Here is a 21,974-nt window from a genome sequence, read left to right as displayed (position 1 = left end):
CCCACGCGACAGAGTGACCCCTCGCCCTCGGCGGGGGGTCACTTTTGCTTGCGTATCAATCGTTGGCATATGCCGTATCACCCATTAGACGTCAAACAGTTGATACGGATCTGTAGCTAGCGCTACGGTCCCCATGTGACGCCGAACCGGGCCGATGCACGGCACGACGGTTCCCGGAACGGCGCCAACTCTCCCTGTTTCCAGGCTTGTTGGGGAGAGCCCCCGAGGGGTGCCCCCTCCTGGCTTACACGCCTTCGCCGGGAGGGGAGTACCGGCAACACCGCGGCAGGAGGGCATACATGCGCGCGCCATCCGAGTCGGTAGAGCAGCACAAGGGAGCAACACCACCCGCGCAGCGCCCCGCCGTTGAGGTCAGACGCGCGTTCTGGTGCGAGCACACTGTGTCCGAGGCAGACCTCAAGATCAAAGGCCGTCCTGAGCGCGACATCGTCAGCACCCCGGGCGAGGCCATTCGCAAGATCCGCATGAGCGTGCGCAGATTGGCGCCCGCCCTCCCGTCATTCGAGCAAGATCGCGCACTCAACTGGACCGACAGCGGCGGCTCGTTGCAAGCCACCGGCGCCCTTCACCGCGGCGACCCCTGCGGATTCTCGATCAGCAGCCACGGAACTTGGCATGAGTGGACCGTACGGCCATTCGACCAATTCCTCGTCCCCGACGAGCTGTTGCTACACGTCGTACCGGTCCGCCCAGCATCCCGCCCTTGCAACACCGCGCACTGAGTTGTTGGAGGCTGCATGCACCAACTGATCGCAAGTCCGTTCCTCGACGAGTACCTCGTCTTGCGCCCCGGGCACGACACCGGTGTGCAAATCCCGCTCGCTCGTTACCTCGAACTCAGCAAGGCGGCAAGTACCGACGATGACGCGCCGCAGTGGCTCGTCGACGCCGCGCATCAGGCATGGTCCCTCGAACTGCCCGCACACCGCCCCCTGCGCGACACCGTCCTCGTACGCGCCCTGTCCCCGTACGGCATGGCCCGCGCGTCGTACGAGATCAACAAAGGCTGTGACTACGACTGTCCGCACTGCTACCTCGGGTTGAAGCGGTTCGAGGGTATGCACTGGGACGACAAGGTGCGGCTGCTCGACATCATGCGCGACGCCGGCGTGCTCTGGCTTCAGATCACGGGGGGCGAGCCGCTGATCGACCGCGAGTTCCCCGAGGCGTACGCGTACGCCTACGACCTCGGCATCATGCTGACCATCTCCACGAACGGATCACAGCTCCACAAACCGAAGATCCTGGAGACGCTCGCCGATCGGCCGCCGCATCACCTGTCCCTGAGTATCTACGGCGCGACGGCGGAGACGTACGACGGTTTCACCGGCAACCGAGGAGCGTTCGACCGCTTCACCCGCGGGCTCGACGCCGCCCGCGAGGCCGGCCTGCGCCTGCGCATGAACGTCATCGTCGCGGCCGACAACGCCGACGAGGTCGACGCCATGGTGACCCTCGCCGAGAGGTACGGCGAGTGCTCTGTCTTCACCAACATGTCGCCCACGATCGCCGGCGACGCGACACCCCTGCCCGAGCAGGCCGCCAAGTACCTACGCCCACGCAAGGTATTCACCGGCTGCAACGCCGGTCACACGTTCTTTCACGCCGACCCGTTCGGCCACGCGTCCATATGCAAGATCGGTCGCGATCCCCACATCCCGTTGATGCGGGAAGGCATCGAGGGACTCAAACGCCTCGGCGGCATCGCCGACGGCCTACAGCTTCGCACCGGTGGCTGCGCTGGCTGCGCGTTCGGTCAGAAAGACGCCGACGGCAACCCGGGAGGCTGCACCACATGCCGCCCCATGGCCAAGCTCTACCAGGAGGCGAAGGCACCGCGAAACATGTACTGCCAACATCCCGACCCCGAACCAGTGAGGTGACCCATGGCAACTGCCACCGAGCCCCGTACCACCGGACCCGTGCCGGTCGAGATAACGCCGCGCCCGACCACAGCCGGCCCGCTCCCCGTCACGATCACGTCCCGTCCGATCGCTGACGACGAGATCCGGATCACCAAGAACATCGGCGAGTTCACCGAAGGCGCCGACTGCTCCTGCACGGCAAGCGACGACCAGGTGTACTGAGCCAACACGCGCCAGCGAGCCGCTCCCACCCGTCATAGGGTCGGGGGCGGCTCGTCCGCCCACCCCCAGGAACCTCACATGCCCGTAGACCGCATCCACTGGGAAGACCTCCCTCTCGACGCCCGCCGCGCCGTGGAGCAGCAGGCCGGCCCCATCCACCACGCCGAGACAGTCGCCGCCGGCAGAAACTCAGGCATCGCCATCACGGTCCGCACGTCCGGCCCTGTCCAGTTCGTCAAAGGCGTTCCGCTCGACCACCCGCAGGCCCGTACACAGCAACGTGAAGCCGCGGTCAACCCCTATCTACCGCCGTCCTGCCCCCGGCTACTGTGGCGCGTCCAGACCGCCGGATGGGACCTGCTCGGATACGAGTACCTCGTCGGCCGGCACGCCGACTACTCCCCCGGCTCGGGCGACCTGGCGCTGCTCGCCCACGCGCTGACCGAGCTACAGAACACCCCGTGCCCCGACCTCGACGACCTGAAGATCGCCGAGGATCGATGGAGCAAGTACGCCGGCCCCAACGGGGTCGAACAGCTCGCCGGCGACACACTGCTGCACACCGACCTTGCACCGCACAACCTGCTCATCAACGACCGAGCACACCTCATCGACTGGGCATGGCCCACCCGCGGCGCCGCCTGGATCGACCCCGCGGTGCTAGTCCTGCGACTCATGGAAGCCGGCCACACAGCCAAGGCCGCCGACGAATGGGCACGCGCACAGTTCCCGTCGTGGGCAGCAGCACCACACACGTCGGTCGCCTCGTTCTCCGAGGCGAACGCCAATGTATGGGACGAGATCGCCCGCCACGACTCGGCAGAGTGGAAGAAGCGCATGGGCCGCAACGCCCATGACTGGGTGACCTACTGGCGGGCGCGAGCGTCCTAAACGGTCGACGCACTAAAATAGAACACGTGAACGATAGCTCGCTGTCCCGGCTCGACGTGCTGCGCTTTCTGGAGCGCGTACAGGCACGAGACCTCGCTCGCACCCGCCGGTGGATCGCCGACGAGGAGCGGCGCGAGGTCGAGCGGCAGCGAGGCCTCGCCGCACGCACGCCGGATCCTGATTGGCTGATCGAACGCGGACTCTCGGGGCGTACCGCCGTGTACATACACAAAGGGGGCTGCTACATGGTCGGATCCAGATCGAATGGGGTCGAGCTGGACCAGGCGCTTCGAGCCCTGGCCGAGGGGATCGCCCCTTGCCCACACTGCCGTCCCGACAACGCGCTCGGATTCTTCGACTGACCTCAGGCGGCCTCGACTCCATCCTCCCCTGAACCGACCCCGAGGTGCCGAAGCAGGTCGTACCGCGAGATCCGGTAACCGCGGTTGGCCGGCAGCAGTCGCACCGGGTACCGCTCCCCCTTGGCCAGGCTGTACCCCGTCGTACGCCCGATGCCCAATGCCCGATTGGCCGTTTCAAGGTCAACGGTCACCGGCAGATTCATCAACTCGTCATGCGTCATAGCTCGCTCGTCGCTGGTCACGAACTCCCCTCCATCGAGGTCAACACGCCCTCCCGGTTGGGGCGTTCATCGAACATAACGTATCGATAACGCTGGCCACTACGCAACATGCACTGCTAGCGTGTCGATATGCACAGTCACCAAACGGCAAGCGACACCATCGCCGGGCAGGTTCGCAAGCACCGAGCCCGGCTCGGCCTCAACCGGCAGCAACTCGCGGACGAGTGCGCTCGGTTGGGTGCAGTCGACCTCACATACGCCGCGATCACGAACATTGAGACCGGCCGCAGGAACAAGGAGGGCAAGCGACGCCGCGAGGTGACCGTCGACGAGCTGCTCGTGCTCGGCCTCGCCCTCGCAGTGCCCCCGCTCCTCCTGATGCTTCCCCTGGGGGACGAGCAGACCGTGCCCACTGTGCCCGCGGCCGATCCGCGAGACCCCTACACCGTGTGGAAGTGGTGCACGGGCGAGGAAGCGCCGACGCTCGCCGGCCCCCTCGACGGGCGCCACTACGTCGACCCCAGGCCCATCGCCGGCGTCGGCCCCAAGTGGTCCGCCGCATGGGGTACCGCGGCCTATCCCGCCTCGCTGTACCCCGAGTTCGAGCGGCGGCGCGAGGCAGTCCACAGGGCGTATCTGCGCACCGAGACCGCGCAGGCAACGCGCCGCGCAGACAAGGAGGGACGCACCGCAGCACAGACCGACTATCTGCACCGGCTCGAAGAACTCGCGCGCCACATCAACGACATGAACCGCGCGGGGCTCACGATCCCCGATCTACGACCTGCCTTGATCGAGGACATGCAGGGGCTCGACATGCTCGACGACCCCGGCGCCATCCACCCGAGAGGGACTGAGTGAACGGCACAATCACCAAGCGTTGCGGCTGCCGCGACGCCGACGGCAAGCAGCTCAACGGCTCTTGCACCAAGCTGAGCCAGCGCAGCCACGGCCTGTTCAGCCTCAATCAGGAACTGCCGCCCAAGAAGGGCAACGTGCGCCGCCGCTTCCGCCGCAGCGGCTACGACACCAAGACCAAGGCGCAGGCCGACCTCGACAAGGTGCGCGCGCTGCTCAACATCGCCGACGAGAACGACGTCGAGGGCCGCACCCGCTTGGCCGACATGCTCGAAACGGTGGGGGCGAGCAAAGACCCGATCCCCGACCACGAAGAGACCCGCCGCAAGTTCGCGACCGGCCAGTCACTCACGCAGCACATGACCGTCGGCGAGTGGCTCGAACAGTGGCTCGCCGGAAAGAAGGGGCTGCGCACCAGCGGCAAGAACCGGTACGACCTCGATATTCGGGTGCACCTCATGCCGCGGATCGGGCACATCCGGCTCGACCGGCTCACCGTGGCGCACCTCGACGAGATGTTCGCCGGCATCGCCGAGACGAACATCGAGATCAACGACGCGAACATTCTGCGCCGCACCGCGCTGGACGAGCTGAAGCTCATCGCCTGGAAGGGAGCTGAGAACCGGCGCCGCCGCAAGGCACTGAAAGAGACCATCGACGCGATGGACCCGTTCCGCCGCATCACGGGAGTCGCGACACAGCACCACATCAAGGCGACGCTGCGGGCCGCCCTGAACGTCGCTATCGGGCGCGGACTGATCATCTTCAACGCAGCCGCGCACGTCGAACTCGAAGCCGCCAAGCGACCCAAGGCACTTGTCTGGACCGACGAGAGAATCGCCGAGTGGCTCCGGACCGGCATCAAGCCGTCCGCCTGCATGGTGTGGACCCCGGAGCACGCCGGACAGTTCCTCGACTTCCTCGCCGACACCGGCGAGCGCCTGTACGGCCTGTTCCACCTGATCACCTTCCGAGGACTGCGCCGGGGCGAATCAGTCGGCCTGCGCCGTACCGACCGAAGCCGCGCGGCGGGAACGCTCACCATCGCGACGCAGCTCGTACAGGACGGTTGGGAGGTCATCGAGAACGCACCGAAGACCGACAGCGGCGAGCGCATCGTCGACCTCGACGAGTACAGCGGGCAGGTTCTCGACGAGCAGGAACTACGGCAAGAGGCCGAGCGCCTCGAATACGGCGAGGCATGGGTCGAATCGGGGCGCATGTTCACCATGCCCGACGGGTCGTTCATCCACCCCGGATGGCTGACGGACTATTTCGAGCGCCTCGTCGAACTCTCCGGCCTGCCCCCGATCCGGCTGCACGACCTGCGGCACGTCGCCGCCTCGCTCATGCTCGCCGCCGGCGTCGACATCAAGATCGTGTCCGAGACCCTCGGCCACAGCGACACCCGGATCACCCGGGACATCTATCAGTCGGTCATGCCGAAAGCTGCTCGCGACGCTGCCGAGGCGACGGCCGCCATCGTTCCGCGCGGCGCGGCCCGCCTCCCTGATGAAGCGCCCGCCGAGTCGGCCGCCGATCAGCGCGTCGAGCAGGTCGCGCAGCTCGCCCTCGATCACCTCGTCGCGCAGCTCGCCGCAGTCGCCGAGCAGGACGGCCGCACGGTCGAGCAGTTGGTGCTCGACCACCTCGCCGGACGGACCGGCGAGACGACCGCCGGACAGGATGGCCACACCATGGCCACACACGAGGGTGCGAAGATCATCGAGTTCCGCCCCCGCAAAGTATCCGAAAAAAGCAAAAGCCCCAGGTCACGGCGAGTGAGTCCTGAGGCTTCCACAGAGCCGCCTTCGGGATTCGAACCCGAGACCTACGCATTACGAGTGCGTTGCTCTGGCCATCTGAGCTAAGGCGGCGCGCTGTCCACACCATGGTGCGATCAGCAACGTCGGAAAGTCTACACAGTTTCCGGGGGTGCTCCGTACACCCCCCGGCAGCACCCCCGGAGGTACCGCGGACGCACGCCGACCACAGCCCAGACCGCACCCCGACCAAGGCTACGAGCAGCGCTTCCCCTCCCCAGGCACCGTCCCCCGCAGCACATACGCATCGATCGCGGAGTCGATGCACGTACTGCCACGCCCATACGCGGTGTGCCCATCCCCCACGTACGTCAGCAGTCGGCCCGAAGAGAGCTGGTGGGCCAGGGACTGAGCCCAGCGGTACGGCGTCGCCGGGTCGCGGGTCGTGCCGACGACCACGATCGGGGCGGCGCCCTTCGCCTCGATGCGGTGGGGTTCGCCCGTGGCCTTGACCGGCCAGTACGCGCAGTTCAGGGAGGCCCAGGCGAGGCCGTCGCCGAAGACCGGGGACGCCTTCTCGAAGGCGGGGAGGGCCTTCTCGACCTGGTCGGTGGTCGAGAACGCGGCCGGGAGGTCGAGGCAGTTCACGGCCGCGTTGGCGAACATCAGGTTCGAGTAACGGCCGTCGGCGTCACGCTCGTAGTAGCTGTCGGAGAGGACGAGCAGCCCGGCGCCGTCGTTCTCCTTCATCGCCGACGTGAGCGCCTCGCGCAACTGCGGCCAGGCCGCCTCGTCGTACATCGCCGCGATCACCCCGGTGGTGGCGAGCGCCTCGCCGAGCTTGCGGCCGTCCGCGTCCCCGGTGGGGACGGGGTGCGCGTCGAGCTTCTTGAAGAACGCCTTCAGGTTGTCGCCGACCTTGTCGGGCTTCGTGCCCTTGCCGCCGAGCGGGCAGTCGGTCTGCCGTACGCAGTCCTTCGCGAAGGACTGGAACGCCGTCTCGAAGCCCGCCGTCTGGTCGAGGTTCATACGGCGCGCGGGGAGCGACGGGTCCATCGCGCCGTCGAGGACGACGCGGCCGACCCGGTCGGGGAAGAGGCCCGCGTACGTCGCCCCGAGGAAGGTCCCGTACGACGCCCCGACGTACGTCAGTTTCCGGTCCCCCAGCACCGCCCGCAGGATGTCCATGTCCCGCGCCGCCTCGATCGTCGAGACATGGCGCAGCAGATCGGGCGAGTGCGCGCCGCAGCCCTCCGCGAACTTCTTGTACTCGCTTACGAGTTGGGTGGTCTCGCGCCGGTCGTCGGGGGTGGTGTCGGTCTGGGTGAACGTGTCCATGGCCCGCCCGCCGAGGCACTCGACGGGCTCGCTGCGGGCGACGCCGCGGGGGTCCATCGCGACCATGTCGTAGCGGGCGCGGACCTCGGCCGGGTAGCCGATCCCGGCGTACTGCTGGAGATACCCGACCGCCGAACCGCCCGGCCCGCCCGGGTTCACCATCAGCGAACCGAGCGGCTTGCCCTTGCCGGTGGCCTTCTTGCGGGCGACCGCGAGCCGGATGTCCCCCGCCGTGGGCTTGGCGTAGTCCAGCGGCGCCTTCATCGTGGCGCACTCGAAACCGGGAACACCGCACGTGTGCCAACTGAGCTTCTGCCCGTAGTACGACGCCAGGGTGGACGGCGTCGACCGCGGCAGCGGGGCCAGCGCCACGTCCGCCGCCGGGCTCGTCGCCGTCGTCGAACTCCCCGAGGAACATGCGGCGGACACGAGCAGCGCGGTTACGGCGAGCAGCGTGCCGCCGGTCCTACGACCGCGCCGGCTCCGGCGACTTCGACGGGCCTCGACCTCGGCCTCTCTGGGCTGACTCGGCTGGCTGGGCTGACTGCTCCGGCCGGGCCGGCGAAGGGGGCGCCTCATGTGCATCCAGCGAGCGTAACGCTGCGCGATCACTTGAATGCCGTACGTACACGATCCGCCCCGGACGAGTTACACCGTCAACCTCACACCCGAACAATCAGCCCGCCGCGGCCCACTCGACCCGCTCAGCCCGCTCAGCCCGCTCTGAGCGCCAACGTCATCGCCTCCACCGCGAGCAACGGCGACACATTCCGGTCGAGCGCCACGCGGCACGCCCCGATCGCCTCGATACGGCGCAGCGTGGACTCCGGGGAACCAGCGCGCGCGAGCCGCTCCAGCGCGTCCTCCGCATCCGCGTTGGCGATCGCCACCCGGGAGCCGAACTGGAGGGCGAGCACATCCCGGTAGAACGCGGTGAGGTCGGTCAGCGCGAGGTCGAGACTGTCGCGCTGCGTACGCGTTCTCCGGCGCTTCTGCTTGTCCTCCAGGTCCTTCATCACCCCGGCCGTGCCCCGCGGCATCCGGCTGCCCTGGCCGCCGCCCATCGCGGCCTTCATCTCCTCGGTCTCCTTGTCGTCCATCTCCTCGGCCAACTGCTTCGCGTCCTCGGAAGCGGCGTCCACCAACTCCTGGGCCGCCTTGAGGCACCCTCCGACGTCCTCGACGCGCAACGGCAGCTTCAGTACGGTCGCCCGGCGCTCACGCGCGGCCGGGTCCGTGGCCAGTCGGCGGGCCCGGTCGACATGCCCCTGCGTGGCGCGCGCGGCGGCCGCCGCCACTGCGGGCTCGACCCCCTCCCGCCGTACGAGCAGGTCGGCGACGGCGTCGACCGAGGGCGTGGTCAGGTTCAGGTGGCGGCAGCGGGAGCGGATCGTGGGGAGGACGTCCTCGATCGAGGGGGCGCAGAGGAGCCACACCGTGCGGGGGGCGGGTTCCTCCACGGCCTTGAGGACGGCGTTGGCCGACTTCTCGTTCAGCCGCTCGGCGTCCTCGACGAGGATGATCTGCCAGCGGCCGGTCGCCGGCGAGGTGAAGGACTTGCGGACCGTGTCCCGCATGTCGTCGGCGAGGATCTGCGCGCCCACCGCGGCGACGGTGGTGACGTCGGCGTGGGTGCCGATCAGCGCCGTATGACAGCCGTCGCAGAAGCCGCAGCCGGGGCTGCCGCCGAGCGCGCGGTCGGGGCTCACGCACTGCAGCGCGGCGGCGAAGGCCCGTGCCGCCTGGTTGCGTCCCGCGCCGGGCGGCCCCGTGAACAGCCAGGCGTGCGTCATCTTCGACGCCTCCGGCGGGGCCGTGCCGGTGGTCGCCGCGGTGACGAAGGCGTCGGCGTCCCGAGCGGCGGCATCGAGCTGCTCGCTCACCTTCTCCTGGCCCACCAGGTCATCCCACACGGTCATGGGTCACCGGCCCTTTCGTCACGTTTCGAGTCACGCGATCCATTGTGCGGGCCACCACTGACAACGGGGGTCGGGGAGCGGCTCGGGGGGGGCGAAGCACGGGTCATCGCCCCCACTGCCGTCAGCCCCTGCGCCCCCGGCCACGACCCCGCCCACGCCCGATGTCGTCGTCGCGGCCGAAGTCGCCGTCCTCGCGCGGACCGAGCAGTTCGTCGGCCAGCGAGGGCAGGTCGTCCAGGGGAGTCTCCTCGGCCCAGTCGGGGCGCGGCCGGCGCCGGGGCGCACCCTGCTCGTCGACCTGGGGCAGCTCGCGGGTGCGGTCCTCGCCACCCTCGGACCGGTCGGCCGGATGCTCGTCCCGGAAGAAGCCCGCGGGCACCCGGTCCGACGGCCCCTGGTCGCGCACCGGCGGCAGCACCGCGGTCTCGTCCGCGGCACCGACCGGCGGCAGGACGGCCGTCTCTTCAGCAGCCGACACCGGAGGCAGTACGGCCGTCTCGTCCGCGGCCCCCGCGGGAGCGGGCGGTTGCGGCAGCTCGGCCGTCCTCTCGGAGTCCCGTCCGTGGGAGTCGCGCACCTCGGAACCGGGCGCCTCGGAGTCTCCGGACACCGACCGCAGTACGGCCGTCTCGTCCCCGGAACCGGAGCTCACCGACCGCAGCACAGCCGTATCCTCCGCCGACCGCCCACGCGCACCGGCACCAGCCCCCGCGCCCGGCTTCACCACCGGCGTCGGCACAGTCGACGCCTCAGGCCTGGCCTCCGGAGCGGCGGGCACCGGAGGAGCCGTCGGCTGTCGAGCCGCCAGTTCCGCCGCGGCCGCCGCCTCCGCCGCCAAGCGGCGGGCCTCCTCGGCCGCGAGCAGGGCCGCCTCGGCCTTGCGCTGCTTCTCCAGCCGCCGTGCCTCGGCCTCGGCGCGCAGCCGGGCCTCGTCCTCGGCCTGCTTGCGGAGCCGGTCGGCCTCCGCCCTGCGGCGGGCCTCCTCGGCGGCGCGGGCCTCTTCCTCGGCGAGGAGGCGGGCCTTCTCCTCCTCGGCACGCCTGCGTGCGTCCTCGGCGCGCTGCCGGGCCTCTTCGGCCTGGCGTTCGGCCTCGCGGCGCTGGGCCTCTTCCAGCTCGCGCCGCTTGCGCTCCTCCTCCTCGGCGCGCAGCTGGGCGAGCTGCTCCTGGCGCTCGCGCTCCAGGCGCTCCTCCTCCGCCTTGCGGGCGGCCTCTTCCTCGGCCTTGCGGCGGGCCTCCTCCTCGGCGGCCTTGCGCGCCTCCTCCTGGGCCTTGATCTCGGCCTCGGAGAGCGGCAGGACGGTGTCGAGGCGGTGCCGGATCACCGTGGTGACGGCCTCGGGCTCCTGGCTCGCGTCGACCACCAGGTAGCGGCTCGGGTCGGCGGCGGCCAGCGTGAGGAAACCGGACCGTACGCGCGCGTGGAACTCGGCGGGCTCCGACTCCAGTCGGTCCGGCGCCTCGGTGAACCGCTCACGGGCGGTCTCCGGGTCCACGTCCAGCAGGACGGTCATGTGCGGGACAAGTCCGTCGGTCGCCCAGCGGTTGATGCGGGCGATCTCGGTCGGGGACAGGTCGCGGCCCGCACCCTGGTAGGCGACGGAGGAGTCGATGTAGCGGTCGGAGACGACGATCGCGCCGCGCTCCAGGGCGGGCCGTACGACGGTGTCGACGTGCTCCGCGCGGTCGGCGGCGTAGAGCAGCGCCTCCGCGCGGTGGGACAGTCCCGCCGACGACACGTCGAGCAGGATCGACCGCAGCCGCTTGCCGACCGGTGTCGCGCCGGGCTCGCGGGTGAGCACGACCTCGTGTCCCTTGCCCCTTATCCACTCGGCGAGGGCCTCGGCCTGGGTGGACTTCCCGGCGCCGTCGCCACCCTCCAGGGCGATGAAGAAGCCGGTGCTCGCGGGCACCGTGTCCGGGTCGTCGCCGCCGAGCAGCGCGTCGCGCAGATCGTGCCGCAGCGGCACTCCGGCGCGGTCGTCGACCTTGGCGAGGACCAGCGCGGCGACCGGCAGCAGCAGGGCGCCGACCAGCATCAGCGTGAACGCGGCGCCGCCGTGCGCGAACACGAACTTGCCGTTCTCCAGGCGGTGCGGGCCGATCAGCGCCGCCACCAGGGGGGCGATCAGCGCGCCGAGCGCCACCGCGACCCGGACGACCGCGTGCAGGTGCTCGGTGGTGCGGGCCCGGCGGTAGTCCTCGGCCTCCTGGTCGAGCAGGGTGTGCCCGGTGTTGGCGGCCACGCCCGCGCCGATGCCGGCGAGCGCGACGATCAGCAGCACGGTGGTGACGTCCGGGACCAGGCCCGCGGCGAGCAGCGCGATGCCGGTGAAGGCGATGGCGAGGGTCAGCAGGCGGCGGCGCGACAGTGTCGGCAGCAGGGCGGGCGCCGTACGGATGCCGACCACGACCCCACCGGTCAGCCCGAGCACCAGCAGCCCGAAGGTCACCGGGCCGCCGTGCAGGTCCTGGGCCTGGAGCACGGACACGGCGACGGCGGCGGAGATCGCCGCGGCGACGGCCGCGCAGGCGACCACGAGCAGCGCGATCGCGCCCGTACGGCCCTTGTCGACGCCGGTGCCCGTCCTGGGGCGGCGCAGCCCTTCGAGCGGCGACCGCGCGCGCGGGGTGCGGATTCCGGGCAGTTCCAGGGCGGTCAGGACGGAGAGGGACGCGGCGAACAGCCCGGCCGCGACGTACGAACCGAGCGCGGCCTGGTGCTGGTCGAACCAGGCGACGCCCGTGCCCAGCAGGTTGTTGAGCAGGGCCGCCACGACGAGTGCGGCGGCCGCGAGGGGGATCGCCACGAAGCTCGTGCGCAGCGAGAGCCGGCGCAGCGCGTCCATGTGGTCGGGCAGCGGCCGGACCGTGGCGCCCTCCAGCGGCGGGGCCGGCAGCAGGGCAGGCCCCGCGCTCTCGCGGCACACCGTCCAGAAGCGCTCGGCGACCCCGGTGACGAAGGCGGTCACCAGGAGCACGGCCAGTGCGTTGTCCGGTGTCCAGTCGATCCACAGGGGGGCGACGATCAGCAGCGCGGCCCGCAGACCGTCCGCGCCGACCATGGTCCAGCGCCGGTCGAGCGGCCCCTCCTGGGAGGTGAGCGAGGTGAGCGGGCCGAGCAGCACCGCCCCGAAGAGCAGCGTCGCCAGGATGCGCGCCCCGAAGACGGTCGCCACCGCGAACGCCACACCCCGGTAGCCACCGCCGAACGAGCCCTGGGCGATGGCCGCCTGGAAGGCGAGCACGACCAGGACCAGCAGGGCGAGGGTGTCGCCGACACCCGTCACGAGCTGTGCGCTCCACAACCGCTTGAGCTGCGGCTGGCGCAGCAGGGCGCGGACGGCACGCTCGCGGGAGTCCGCGACAAGGGCGTCGTCGGGGGCCGGCTGGTGGGCCGTTGGCTGCTCGGCTGGCGTCATGCTTTCAGCCTATCGGCAGCCACCGACAACAAGCCGCGCCCGCCCGGACCTGCGCACGCCCCGACACCAAAGTGATGCCGGGGCGTTCGTTTCGCGACCCTGTGGTGCAGGAAGCGTGCGGGTCAGTCCTCGGACGTCACCTTGGAGGTGGCCGTCTTCTTGGCCGTCGCGGTCTTGGCGGCGGTGGTCGTCTTCTTGGCGGTCGCCGTCGTCTTCTTCGCCACTGTCTTCTTGGCCGTCGTCGTCTTCTTGGCGGGCGCCTTCTTGGCGGCCGTCTTCTTCGCCGGGGCCTTCTTCGCCGTCTTCTTGGCGGGCGACTTGGCCCGCTTCTCGGCGAGCAGCTCGTAGCCGCGCTCCGGGGTGATCTCCTCGACGCTGTCGTCGGAGCGCAGGGTCGCGTTGGTCTCGCCGTCGGTGACGTACGGCCCGAAGCGGCCGTCCTTGACGACGACGGGCTTCTCGCTGACCGGGTCGGTGCCCAGTTCCTTCAGCGGCGGCTTGGCTGCGGCCCGGCCGCGCTGCTTGGGCTGGGAGTAGATCTCCAGCGCCTCTTCGAGGGTGATCGTGAAGAGCTGGTCCTCGGCCGTCAGCGAGCGGGAGTCCGTGCCCTTCTTCAGGTACGGCCCGTAGCGCCCGTTCTGCGCGGTGATCTCCACGCCCTCGGCGTCCTTGCCGACGACACGCGGCAGCGACATCAGCTTGAGGGCGTCGGCGAGCGTCACCGTGTCGAGGGTCATCGACTTGAACAGCGAGGCCGTACGCGGCTTGACGGCGTTCTTCCCGGTCTTCGGGGTGCCCTCGGGGAGCACCTCGGTGACGTACGGGCCGTAGCGGCCGTCACGGGCGATGATCTGGTGGCCCGACTCGGGGTCGGCGCCCAGCTCGAAGTCGCCGCTCGGCTTGGCGAGCAGTTCCTCCGCGTGCTCGACGCTGAGCTCGTCCGGTGCCAGGTCCTCGGGGACGTCGGCGCGCTGGTGGTTCTCGGAGTCCTTCTCGCCACGCTCCACGTAGGGGCCGTAGCGGCCGACGCGCAGCATGATGTCGTTGCCGACCGGGAAGGACGACACCTCGCGGGCGTCGATCGCGCCCAGGTCGGTGACGAGCTCCTTGAGACCGCCCAGGTGGTCGCCGTCGCCGTTGCCTGCCTCGGCGGCGCCCGTCGCCTCGCCCTCGCCGAAGTAGAAGCGCCGCAGCCACGGCACGGCCTGCGCCTCGCCGCTGGCGATGCGGTCGAGGTCGTCCTCCATCTTGGCGGTGAAGCTGTAGTCGACGAGCCGCCCGAAGTGCTTCTCCAGGAGGTTGACGACGGCGAAGGACAGGAAGGACGGCACCAGGGCCGTGCCCTTCTTGAAGACGTAGCCGCGGTCGAGGATCGTGCCGATGATCGACGCGTACGTCGACGGGCGGCCGATCTCGCGCTCTTCGAGCTCCTTGACGAGGCTGGCCTCGGTGTAGCGGGCCGGGGGCTTGGTGGCGTGCCCGTCGACCGTGATCTCCTCGGCGCTGAGCGCGTCGCCCTCGGCGACCTGCGGCAGCCTGCGCTCGCGGTCGTCCAGCTCGGCGTTCGGGTCGTCGGCGCCCTCTACGTAGGCCTTCAAGAAGCCGTGGAAGGTGATCGTCTTGCCGGAGGCGCTGAACTCGACGTCCCGGCCGTCGGACGAGGTGCCCGCGATCTTCACGGTGACGGAGTTGCCGACCGCGTCCTTCATCTGGGAAGCGACGGTCCGCTTCCAGATCAGCTCGTAGAGCCTGAACTGGTCGCCGGCCAGGCCGGTCTCGGCCGGGGTGCGGAAACGATCACCCGAGGGGCGGATCGCCTCGTGCGCCTCCTGGGCGTTCTTGACCTTCCCGGCGTACACGCGCGGCTGGGCCGGCAGGTAGTCGGCGCCGTACAGCTGCGTCACCTGGGCGCGGGCGGCGGTGATCGCCGTCTCGCTCAGGGTCGTGGAGTCCGTACGCATGTAGGTGATGTAGCCGTTCTCGTACAGCTTCTGCGCGACCTGCATGGTGGCCTTCGCGCCGAAGCCGAGCTTGCGGCTGGCCTCCTGCTGGAGCGTCGTCGTACGGAACGGGGCGTACGGCGAGCGTCGGTACGGCTTCGACTCGACGGACCGGACGGCGAACCGGGTGTCCTCCAGGGCGGCGGCCAGCGCGCGGGCGTTGGCCTCGTCCAGGTGGAGGGTGTTCGCGCCCTTGATCTGGCCCAGGGAGTCGAAGTCGCGGCCCTGGGCGACGCGCTTGCCGTCGACGGCCTGGAGGCGGGCGACGAGGGTCGACGGGTCGCTCGCGTCACCGGTCCGGCCGGTCCCGAAGGTGCCGGTCAGGTCCCAGTACTCGGCGGAACGGAACGCGATGCGCTCGCGCTCCCGCTCGACGACGAGCCGGGTGGCGACGGACTGGACACGGCCGGCCGACAGGCGCGGCATGACCTTCTTCCAGAGGACCGGCGAGACCTCGTAGCCGTAGAGGCGGTCGAGGATACGGCGGGTCTCCTGGGCGTCGACCAGGGGCTGGTTGAGGTCGCGCGGGTTGGCGACGGCGGCGCGGATCGCGTCCTTGGTGATCTCGTGGAACACCATGCGCTTGACCGGGACCTTGGGCTTCAGGACCTCAAGGAGGTGCCACGCGATGGCCTCGCCCTCACGGTCCTCATCGGTGGCGAGGAAGAGCTCGTCGGAGTCCTTGAGCAGGTCCTTGAGCTTCTTGACCTGGGCCCGCTTGTCGGCGTTGACCACATAGATCGGCTCGAAGTCGTGGTCGACGTCCACACCGAGACGGCGGACCTCACCGGTGTACTTCTCGGGCACCTCCGCGGCGCCGTTGGGAAGGTCGCGGATGTGCCCGACGCTCGCCTCGACGACATATCCGGGGCCCAGGTAGCCCTTGATCGTCTTCGCCTTGGCAGGGGACTCGACGATGACGAGTCGGCGGCCGCCGTGTGCGGTCTCGCTGGTCGGGGACAACTTCGCTCTTCTCTCCGGTCGACGCTGGGGCCTCCCCCGGGGCAAACGGCTCCGGGGAGGAGCAGGTGCGCTTCCGCGTCGTTCCGGGCGGGCTCTCGGTGTACCGGTGAGAGGTCCTCGTAGCGGAGCTACCAGGGCCTTCGACCGGTGCGGCGAGAGTGCTTGCCGGGCGGCGCGGGGACGTGCCTGCATCTCCCCGGGGTCGCTTGGTCCCGAGGTCGGGTCATGGTGACGCTGCGGAGTGTGACGGTACATCCCGCCCCCGTGTCAAACGGGAAAAGCCCGCAACGGCCACTCGAACGGTAACCCGACTACCGCCATTCCTGCCGCCCGGAGTCCCCACCGGCCTTTTCGGAGCCATCCGGAGGGTGATCTCCTGGTTGTCCGCCGATCGTCCGTGCCGCGGCTCCGGTGCGCTGCTCAGACGTGCAGGAAGCACCAGGTTCCGAGGAGGAGGGCGGCGACCGCGGCGAGGCTCGCGAGGGTCGCCGATGCGACCGGGTTCACACCCTGGGCGACGGGTTCGCGGTGCCGGACCCTGACCACGGTCCACAGCAGCAGCGCGCCTCCGAACAGGGCGAACACCAACCCCGCGAAGATCGCAGGCCCGCTCTCCATGTGTGTCCCCTCCCGGCCGGATGCCCCGGTCCGGGAGGCTGACATCCGGAGGCGACGGGCAGGCCAACCCCGGGTGAACTCGCGGCGGACAGCGCTCAGGCGGTCGTTCCTGAGGACGATATCGCCCCGCTCGTCCGGGACCGGTCGGCTCGGCCGACGGTGCACACGACCGAGTCGAAACCGGCCTTCCAGTTGGTCTCGTCGGACAGATACCCGAAGACGGAACGGTCGGCACCGGGCGCCCAAGTCGACTCGAACTTGTCGCCGCACAGCTTGTTCCCCTGCCGCAGCGCCTCCTCGAACGCCATCGTCCTCGGGGCCGTCACGAAACCGATCACCTGGTCGGTGTGCTGATCGGCACAGTCGGTCAGGGACGCGGTGAAATACGTCTTGTGGTCGACGTACAGCCAGCAGTCGCCGACGCTCATCTCGGTGGTCCACACGTTCGACCCGGCACTCCGGAAGCGCCCTATCTCCCCGCCGATCGGCACATGCCGGCCGAGCACGAGACACGCCGTACCGCCCCCGGCCGCCCGGAAGCCGGCCTCGGTCGGCGTGAGGGCGTAGACACCGGCGTCGGCCAGGGACCCGGCCACCCCCTTCACCTTGCCCGCGCACCGCTCGCCCCCGTGGTCCCGCGCGTCGGCGAAGTCGCTCGCCGCGTCGACCGCCATCACCTGCCCGTCCGGAACGCCGTGCGCACAGCTCACAACACCCAGGTCGGGCCGCGACGCGAACGCCGCCCCGGTCCACACCGCGTGCACACAATCCCCGGCCCGCAACGCCTTCTTGAGCCCGACGTCCTCGCCGTACGGATACGCGGCCCCGGCCGACGCCGACGGGGACGCCTTCTTGGTCGCCGCCGCCCCCTTCCCGTCGTCCAGCGAGGTCACGGCCCACACTCCACCGGCGACCACCATCAGGACGGCCACGACAAGAGCGACAACCGCCCCGACCGGCCTCCGACGCGGACCCCCGTGGCGTGACCCGCCGCCGATCGCCCTCGGACCACCGGGATACGTCGGCCCCTGACCGCCCGCGTAGGGGGGCGTCGGCGCGCTGCCCTGGTAGGACTCCGGCCGGGCACCCTGATAGCCGCCCTGGTAGGGCATCGTGGGGCTGTTCGCGTACGGATCCCATTGCCCGTACGACCCGCCGCCGGGCGAACCGGCCTGCCCCTGCGGGGAGTACGGCGACTCGGCGCCCGCCGGGGTATTCGGCGCGTTGGAGGTCGGCGGGGTGCCAGGGGCGTTTGGGCCGCCCGGAGTCTCCGGCGTCCCGAAGGCCTCCGGTGTCCCCGAAGTGGGCCGGCCTCCGGGCGTGGAGCCCCCGAGGGCGGCCGGGGGCCGGTCACCGTACGGCGCCGGGTCCTGGTGGGTAGCCCCGGGGCCTCCCGGGGTCTGCGGGGCGTAGGGACCGCCCACGTAGGGGCCGCCCATGGCGTATCCGGGCTGCCCGCCCGGGACTTGACCCCGAGGTCCGCTCTCCACACGACCGGGTGGATCACCCTCGGCGTAGCCGGGCCGACCGCGCCCGACGTAGCCGCGCGGACTGCTCCCGACGCTGCCGGGCGGACCGCCGGCGACACCCCCCGGCGACTGATCTGCCGTGGGCCGACCGCCCGGTGCCGGTCCGAAGCCCTCCGGCGGCGGTCCGAAGCCGCTGGGCATCCGGCCCAAGTCACCCCGCCCCCGCCCGACCCCGTCCGGCGTCGGCAGACTCCCCGGCGCCGCACCGGCCCGCCGCCCCACCCGCTCCAACCCCCGCGCCGCGGTCTCCGGCGTCGACCTCAACGCCGGGTCCTTGACCAGCAACCCCTGGAGTACCGGCGCCAGTTCACCCGCACGGACGGCCGGTGTCGGCTCCTCGCCGAGCAGGGCCGTGAGCGTCGCGAAGTCGCCGTCGCGGTCGAACGGGCCGCGGCCCTCGACCGCGGCGTACAGCGTGGCGCCCAGGGAGAACAGGTCCGCGGCCGGAGTCGGCGGTTCGCCGCGGGCGCGCTCCGGGGCCAGGTAGCCGGGCGTGCCCATGATGCCGACGGTGGCGGTGAGGTGGGGTTCGTGGGACTCGGGCTGGAGGGCGATGCCGTAGCCGGTGAGCAGCACGCGCGCGTACGGATCGCCCGAAGCGTCCGGTGCCAGAAGGATGTTGGCCGGTTTCACATCCCGGTGCAGGATGCCGATGCGGTGCCCGGCGGTGAGCGCGTCGAGGAGGGCGAGCCCGATGCGGGCCACCCGGGCCGGCGGCAGCGGGCCCGAACGCCCTAGGACCGCTTGGAGGTCGACTCCGTCGGGGACGTAGTCCATGACGATCCAGGGCAGGCCCTCGTGGATCACCACGTCGTGCACGGTCGCCACATGCGGATGGCCGCGCAACCGGGCCGCGTGCCGCGCCTCACCGCGCGCCCGCGCGATGCGCCGCGCGCGCTCGCCGCCGTCCCCCGACGCATCCGGCAGCGCGATCTCCTTGACGGCGACCTCGCACGCCAACTCCTCGTCGTACGCGAGCCATACGCGCCCCATGCCACCCGCGCCGAGCATGCGCAGCAGCCGGTAGCGCCCGTTGACGACGCTGCCCTCGCCCTGTTCCGGCGTATCCCCGGCCATCACGCCTCCCCCGAGACGGCGCGCCTCCCCCGAGGACGCGTGGAACCTGTCTCCGAAAGTAGCCTCGCACCCGCCACTGACAAGAGGGCTTTTCCGCACCGATCCGAACAATCTCGCCGGATGGGGACGCATGCGGCCCAGTGGCCCGGGGAGGCCTCAGGCGTGACAGGGGTGGGGAGGGGTTGGGGCGCTATACGGCAGGGGCGGGCGGCGGATACGGCGGGCGGGCGGCAGCGCGATGACCGGGCCGGCCGTAGGCGTTCGGCGGTGCGAGAGACCGGCGGCCGAGTCGCGGTCGGCCGCCGCGAGCAGCCGGTCGGCAGAGGCAGGCGCCGACCGAGAGCAACCGCCCGACCGGGACCAACTCCCGTCCGGGTGCGGCCAGTCGGCCGAGGGCGACAGGCCCGCTCCGGCCTCGGAAAATGGCCGGCCACCCGCAACCGGTCGCCGCCCCGTGCCGGTCAGCCGCCCGCAACCGGCCGCCACCCCACGCCAGTCGCCGCCCGCAACCGGTCTTCGCCCGCGCCGGTCAGCCGCCGGCACCGGTCACCCCACCGGCTCAAGGAACCCCTGCTCCACCAGCAACCGAATCTGCGCTGGCGTCCGATCACGAAGCAAAACCGGGTCCTCGCCCACGAGTTGGGCGATGGCGTCCAGGATGCGGCCCGCGCTCAGCGTGCCGTCGCAGACGCCGGCGAAGCCCGCGCCGACCGTGTCGACCTTGGTCGCCCGGCGCATGCCGCGGTGCTGGCGCAGGACGACATGCTCGGGGTCCTCGGCGCCGGGCAGCCCGACCTGTTCCTGGATGATCTCGGGGGCGAGCCTGAAGTGGGCGGCGAGCAGGGCCGCGTCGTCGCGGGCGCGCAGATAGTCGACCCGGTCGAAGTGCTCCCGCACGGTGTCGCCGAGCGGCTGCTCGACCGGGTGCGGCCACTCCTCGACGGTGATCGAGGGCGCGTCGGAGTCCGTCCTGCGCAGGGTGATCCAGCCGAAGCCGACGGCCTTGACCTTGCGCGCCTCGAACTCGTCGAGCCACGCGTCGTAGAGCGCCTCGTACGCGGCCGTGTCGCCCTGGTGGTCGCCCGCGTCCCTGAGCCACAACTCGGCGTACTGCGTGACGTCCTGGACCTCGCGCTGCACGATCCAGGCGTCGCACCCGCGCGGCACCCACGAGCGCAGCCGGTCCTGCCAGTCCTCCCCTTCCACGTGCTGCCAGTTGGCGAGGAACTGCGCGAATCCGCCCTCGCGCAGCCGATCCCCCGCCTGCTGAACGAGCGACCGGCACAGATCGTCCCCGCCCATCCCGCCGTCGCGGTAGGTCAGCCGGGCGCCCGGCGAGATCACGAACGGCGGGTTGGACACGATGAGTTCGTACGTCTCGTCGTCCCGGACCGGCTCGAAGAGCGAGCCCTCGCGGAGGTCGGCGGCCGGGGCTCCGGACAGCGCGAGGGTGAGCGCGGTGATGTGCAGGGCACGGGGGTTGAGGTCGGTGGCCGTCACGCGCGTGGCGTGCCGGGCCGCGTGCAGCGCCTGGATGCCGGACCCGGTGCCGAGGTCGAGCGCGGCGGAGACCGGCGTCCGTACGGTGATCCCCGCGAGCGTGGTGGACGCGCCGCCCACCCCGAGGACGACGCCTTCCTCCCGGCTGCCGATCCCGCCGGCCCCGCCGACCGCGCACCCCAGGTCGGACACGATGAACCAGTCCTCGCCGTCGGGCCCGCCGTACGGCCGTACGTCCACGGTCGCGGCGACCTCGTCGGTACCGACGGAGACCAGCCACCCGCTCTCCACGCACGCGGCGACGGGCAGGACGTCGGCCACACGTGCGTGCGGCACGGGCTGCTGGAGGAGGAACAGCCGGACCAGCGTCTCCAGCGGGGTGTCGCCTCTGGTCGCCCGGAGGGCCGGCACGGTCTCGCTGCGGGCCAGCGCCGCGTACGCGGGGGCACCGAGCAGTTCGAGCAGTCCGTCGGCGGTGAAGGCGGCGCCGAGCAGGGCGTCCCGGAGCCGGGTGGCGACCTCCGGGCGGTCGGATGCGGGCAGGGTGGGCAGGGTGGAGTTACTCACACCCCCATTGTGGCCGCTCCCACCGACAACACGCGTGGCACCGACCGACAAGGCTCCCGCACACGCGAAGGCCCCGGCACGCACGCGTACCGGGGCATCTTTCAGCTACTGAAAGATCGCTGCCTACAGGGAATGCGTCAGGCCGCCGACGACGAAGCCACCGGAGTAGCCGTCTTGCAGGCCTCCTGCTTGGTCATCGCCTTGCCGACATCGCCCTCTTCGAGGGTCTTCAGGGCGTCGTTCCCGCTCGTGCTGAGCTTGTCCAGCGAGGTCGCGATGCCCTTGAGGCCGTCCGCGAACTTCGCCTGGTCCTTGGTGTTCAGCACGTCCACCTGCCCCTTCAGGGTGGCGTACGACGCGGAGATGCCGTTGAGCTCCTTCACCGCGTCCTGCTGCTTCTTCGCGCCGTTGTCGACGTCCGGTGCCCCGGCGGTGTTCACGGCGGCCCCGATCGCCTTGTAGGCGTCGGACATGTCCTGGAAGGCCTGCGAGTCGGTCTTCTGGACCTCTTCCGGGGTGCTGTTGTCCGAGGTCTCCTTCTGGATCGCCGTGTTGGCGGCCTGGATCTTCTTCGCCTGCGGCTGCACCGCGACGCAGACCTGCTTGGCCCAGGCGTCCAGCTTGGCGTCGCTGTCGTCGCCACTGCCGCCGCATCCCGACAGCGCCAGTACCAGTACCGCACCGCCGGACAGTGCGACCGCGAGCTTCTTGTTCACCGGTTTGGTCCCTTCCATGGCTCTCGGCCCCGGAACATACACGGCGGACGGCCCGCAGCCCCGGGCCTAAGGTCCGATAGGAGTCCTTTTGAAGCCATTTGCACCAAGCGAGAGAAGGCTCAC

General features: G+C 70.7%; 16 protein-coding genes, 1 tRNA gene and 1 pseudogene. 7 read left to right on the top strand and 11 right to left on the bottom strand.

The genetic code is table 11. The annotated features are described in order from the left end of the window. The first annotated feature begins 299 nt into the window (after positions 1–299). From OG496_RS31415 to OG496_RS31395, 5 genes are all read left to right on the top strand, one after another. A complete protein-coding gene (locus OG496_RS31415) occupies positions 300–743 on the top strand; it encodes a hypothetical protein (RefSeq protein WP_405973305.1) in 444 nt (147 codons plus the stop codon). Positions 744–758: 15 nt separating this feature from the next. Then, complete coding sequence (locus OG496_RS31410; RefSeq protein WP_405973304.1) at positions 759–1,904, top strand: radical SAM protein; 1,146 nt, start codon at positions 759–761, stop codon at positions 1,902–1,904. Between the two features lie 3 nt (positions 1,905–1,907). Beyond that, positions 1,908–2,108 carry a hypothetical protein gene (locus OG496_RS31405; RefSeq protein ID WP_405973303.1) on the top strand — a complete coding sequence of 67 codons (201 nt, stop codon included), beginning with the start codon at positions 1,908–1,910 and terminating at the stop codon, positions 2,106–2,108. 78 nt (positions 2,109–2,186) lie between these two features. Beyond that, the gene (locus OG496_RS31400) at positions 2,187–2,999 is read left to right on the top strand and encodes an aminoglycoside phosphotransferase (RefSeq protein ID WP_405973302.1); all 813 of its coding nucleotides are present in this window, start codon (positions 2,187–2,189) and stop codon (positions 2,997–2,999) included. A gap of 26 nt (positions 3,000–3,025) precedes the next feature. Further along, the gene (locus OG496_RS31395) at positions 3,026–3,361 is read left to right on the top strand and encodes a DUF6233 domain-containing protein (RefSeq protein WP_405973301.1); all 336 of its coding nucleotides are present in this window, start codon (positions 3,026–3,028) and stop codon (positions 3,359–3,361) included. Positions 3,362–3,363: 2 nt separating this feature from the next. On the opposite strand, the gene OG496_RS31390 is transcribed toward OG496_RS31395, so the two are convergent. After that, positions 3,364–3,603 carry an integrase gene (locus OG496_RS31390; protein WP_405973300.1) on the bottom strand — a complete coding sequence of 80 codons (240 nt, stop codon included), beginning with the start codon at positions 3,601–3,603 and terminating at the stop codon, positions 3,364–3,366. A 108-nt stretch (positions 3,604–3,711) separates the two neighbouring features. Here OG496_RS31390 and OG496_RS31385 point away from each other — a divergent pair, with 108 nt between their 5' ends. Next, entirely contained in the window at positions 3,712–4,443 is a 732-nt protein-coding gene (locus tag OG496_RS31385; protein ID WP_405973299.1) for a hypothetical protein, read from the top strand. 341 nt (positions 4,444–4,784) lie between these two features. On the opposite strand, the gene OG496_RS31380 is transcribed toward OG496_RS31385, so the two are convergent. After that, entirely contained in the window at positions 4,785–5,399 is a 615-nt protein-coding gene (locus OG496_RS31380) for a hypothetical protein (protein ID WP_405973298.1), read from the bottom strand. On the opposite strand from OG496_RS31380, the pseudogene OG496_RS31375 reads away from it, so the two are divergent. Further along, positions 5,319–5,819, top strand: a pseudogene (locus OG496_RS31375) (tyrosine-type recombinase/integrase); the annotation flags it as partial. The gene OG496_RS31380 and the pseudogene OG496_RS31375 sit on opposite strands and share 81 nt — an antisense overlap. A 424-nt stretch (positions 5,820–6,243) precedes the next feature. Here the strand turns inward: OG496_RS31375 and OG496_RS31370 are convergent. The 9 genes from OG496_RS31370 to OG496_RS31330 all read right to left on the bottom strand — a co-directional run bounded on the left by OG496_RS31370 (position 6,244) and on the right by OG496_RS31330 (position 21,869). Further along, a tRNA-Thr gene (locus OG496_RS31370) sits at positions 6,244–6,317 on the bottom strand. Positions 6,318–6,458: 141 nt separating this feature from the next. Further along, positions 6,459–8,126 carry an alpha/beta hydrolase gene (locus OG496_RS31365; protein ID WP_405973297.1) on the bottom strand — a complete coding sequence of 556 codons (1,668 nt, stop codon included), beginning with the start codon at positions 8,124–8,126 and terminating at the stop codon, positions 6,459–6,461. Between the two features lie 128 nt (positions 8,127–8,254). Then, the gene (locus tag OG496_RS31360) at positions 8,255–9,460 is read right to left on the bottom strand and encodes a DNA polymerase III subunit delta' (RefSeq protein WP_366499345.1); all 1,206 of its coding nucleotides are present in this window, start codon (positions 9,458–9,460) and stop codon (positions 8,255–8,257) included. 121 nt (positions 9,461–9,581) lie between these two features. Next, complete coding sequence (gene tmk / locus OG496_RS31355) at positions 9,582–12,881, bottom strand: dTMP kinase (RefSeq protein ID WP_405973296.1); 3,300 nt, start codon at positions 12,879–12,881, stop codon at positions 9,582–9,584. A 122-nt stretch (positions 12,882–13,003) separates the two neighbouring features. Further along, positions 13,004–15,844: a type I DNA topoisomerase gene (gene topA / locus OG496_RS31350; protein WP_399393870.1), complete on the bottom strand. Its 2,841-nt coding sequence runs from the start codon at positions 15,842–15,844 to the stop codon at positions 13,004–13,006. Between the two features lie 420 nt (positions 15,845–16,264). Beyond that, entirely contained in the window at positions 16,265–16,462 is a 198-nt protein-coding gene (locus tag OG496_RS31345; RefSeq protein WP_266769886.1) for a hypothetical protein, read from the bottom strand. A 95-nt stretch (positions 16,463–16,557) separates the two neighbouring features. After that, positions 16,558–19,068, bottom strand: coding sequence for a protein kinase domain-containing protein (locus OG496_RS31340; protein ID WP_405973295.1), 2,511 nt, complete (start codon positions 19,066–19,068; stop codon positions 16,558–16,560). 546 nt (positions 19,069–19,614) lie between these two features. Next, positions 19,615–21,135, bottom strand: coding sequence for a methyltransferase (locus OG496_RS31335; protein WP_405973294.1), 1,521 nt, complete (start codon positions 21,133–21,135; stop codon positions 19,615–19,617). Positions 21,136–21,272: 137 nt separating this feature from the next. Next, positions 21,273–21,869 (bottom strand): small secreted protein, encoded by a 597-nt coding sequence (locus OG496_RS31330; protein ID WP_405973293.1) that lies wholly within the window; start codon positions 21,867–21,869, stop codon positions 21,273–21,275. Positions 21,870–21,974 lie beyond the last annotated feature (105 nt).

This window comes from Streptomyces sp. NBC_00988 (genome assembly GCF_045162645.1).
Classification (GTDB): Bacteria; Actinomycetota; Actinomycetes; order Streptomycetales; family Streptomycetaceae; genus Streptomyces.
This window is presented reverse-complemented; position numbering and strand designations above follow the sequence as displayed.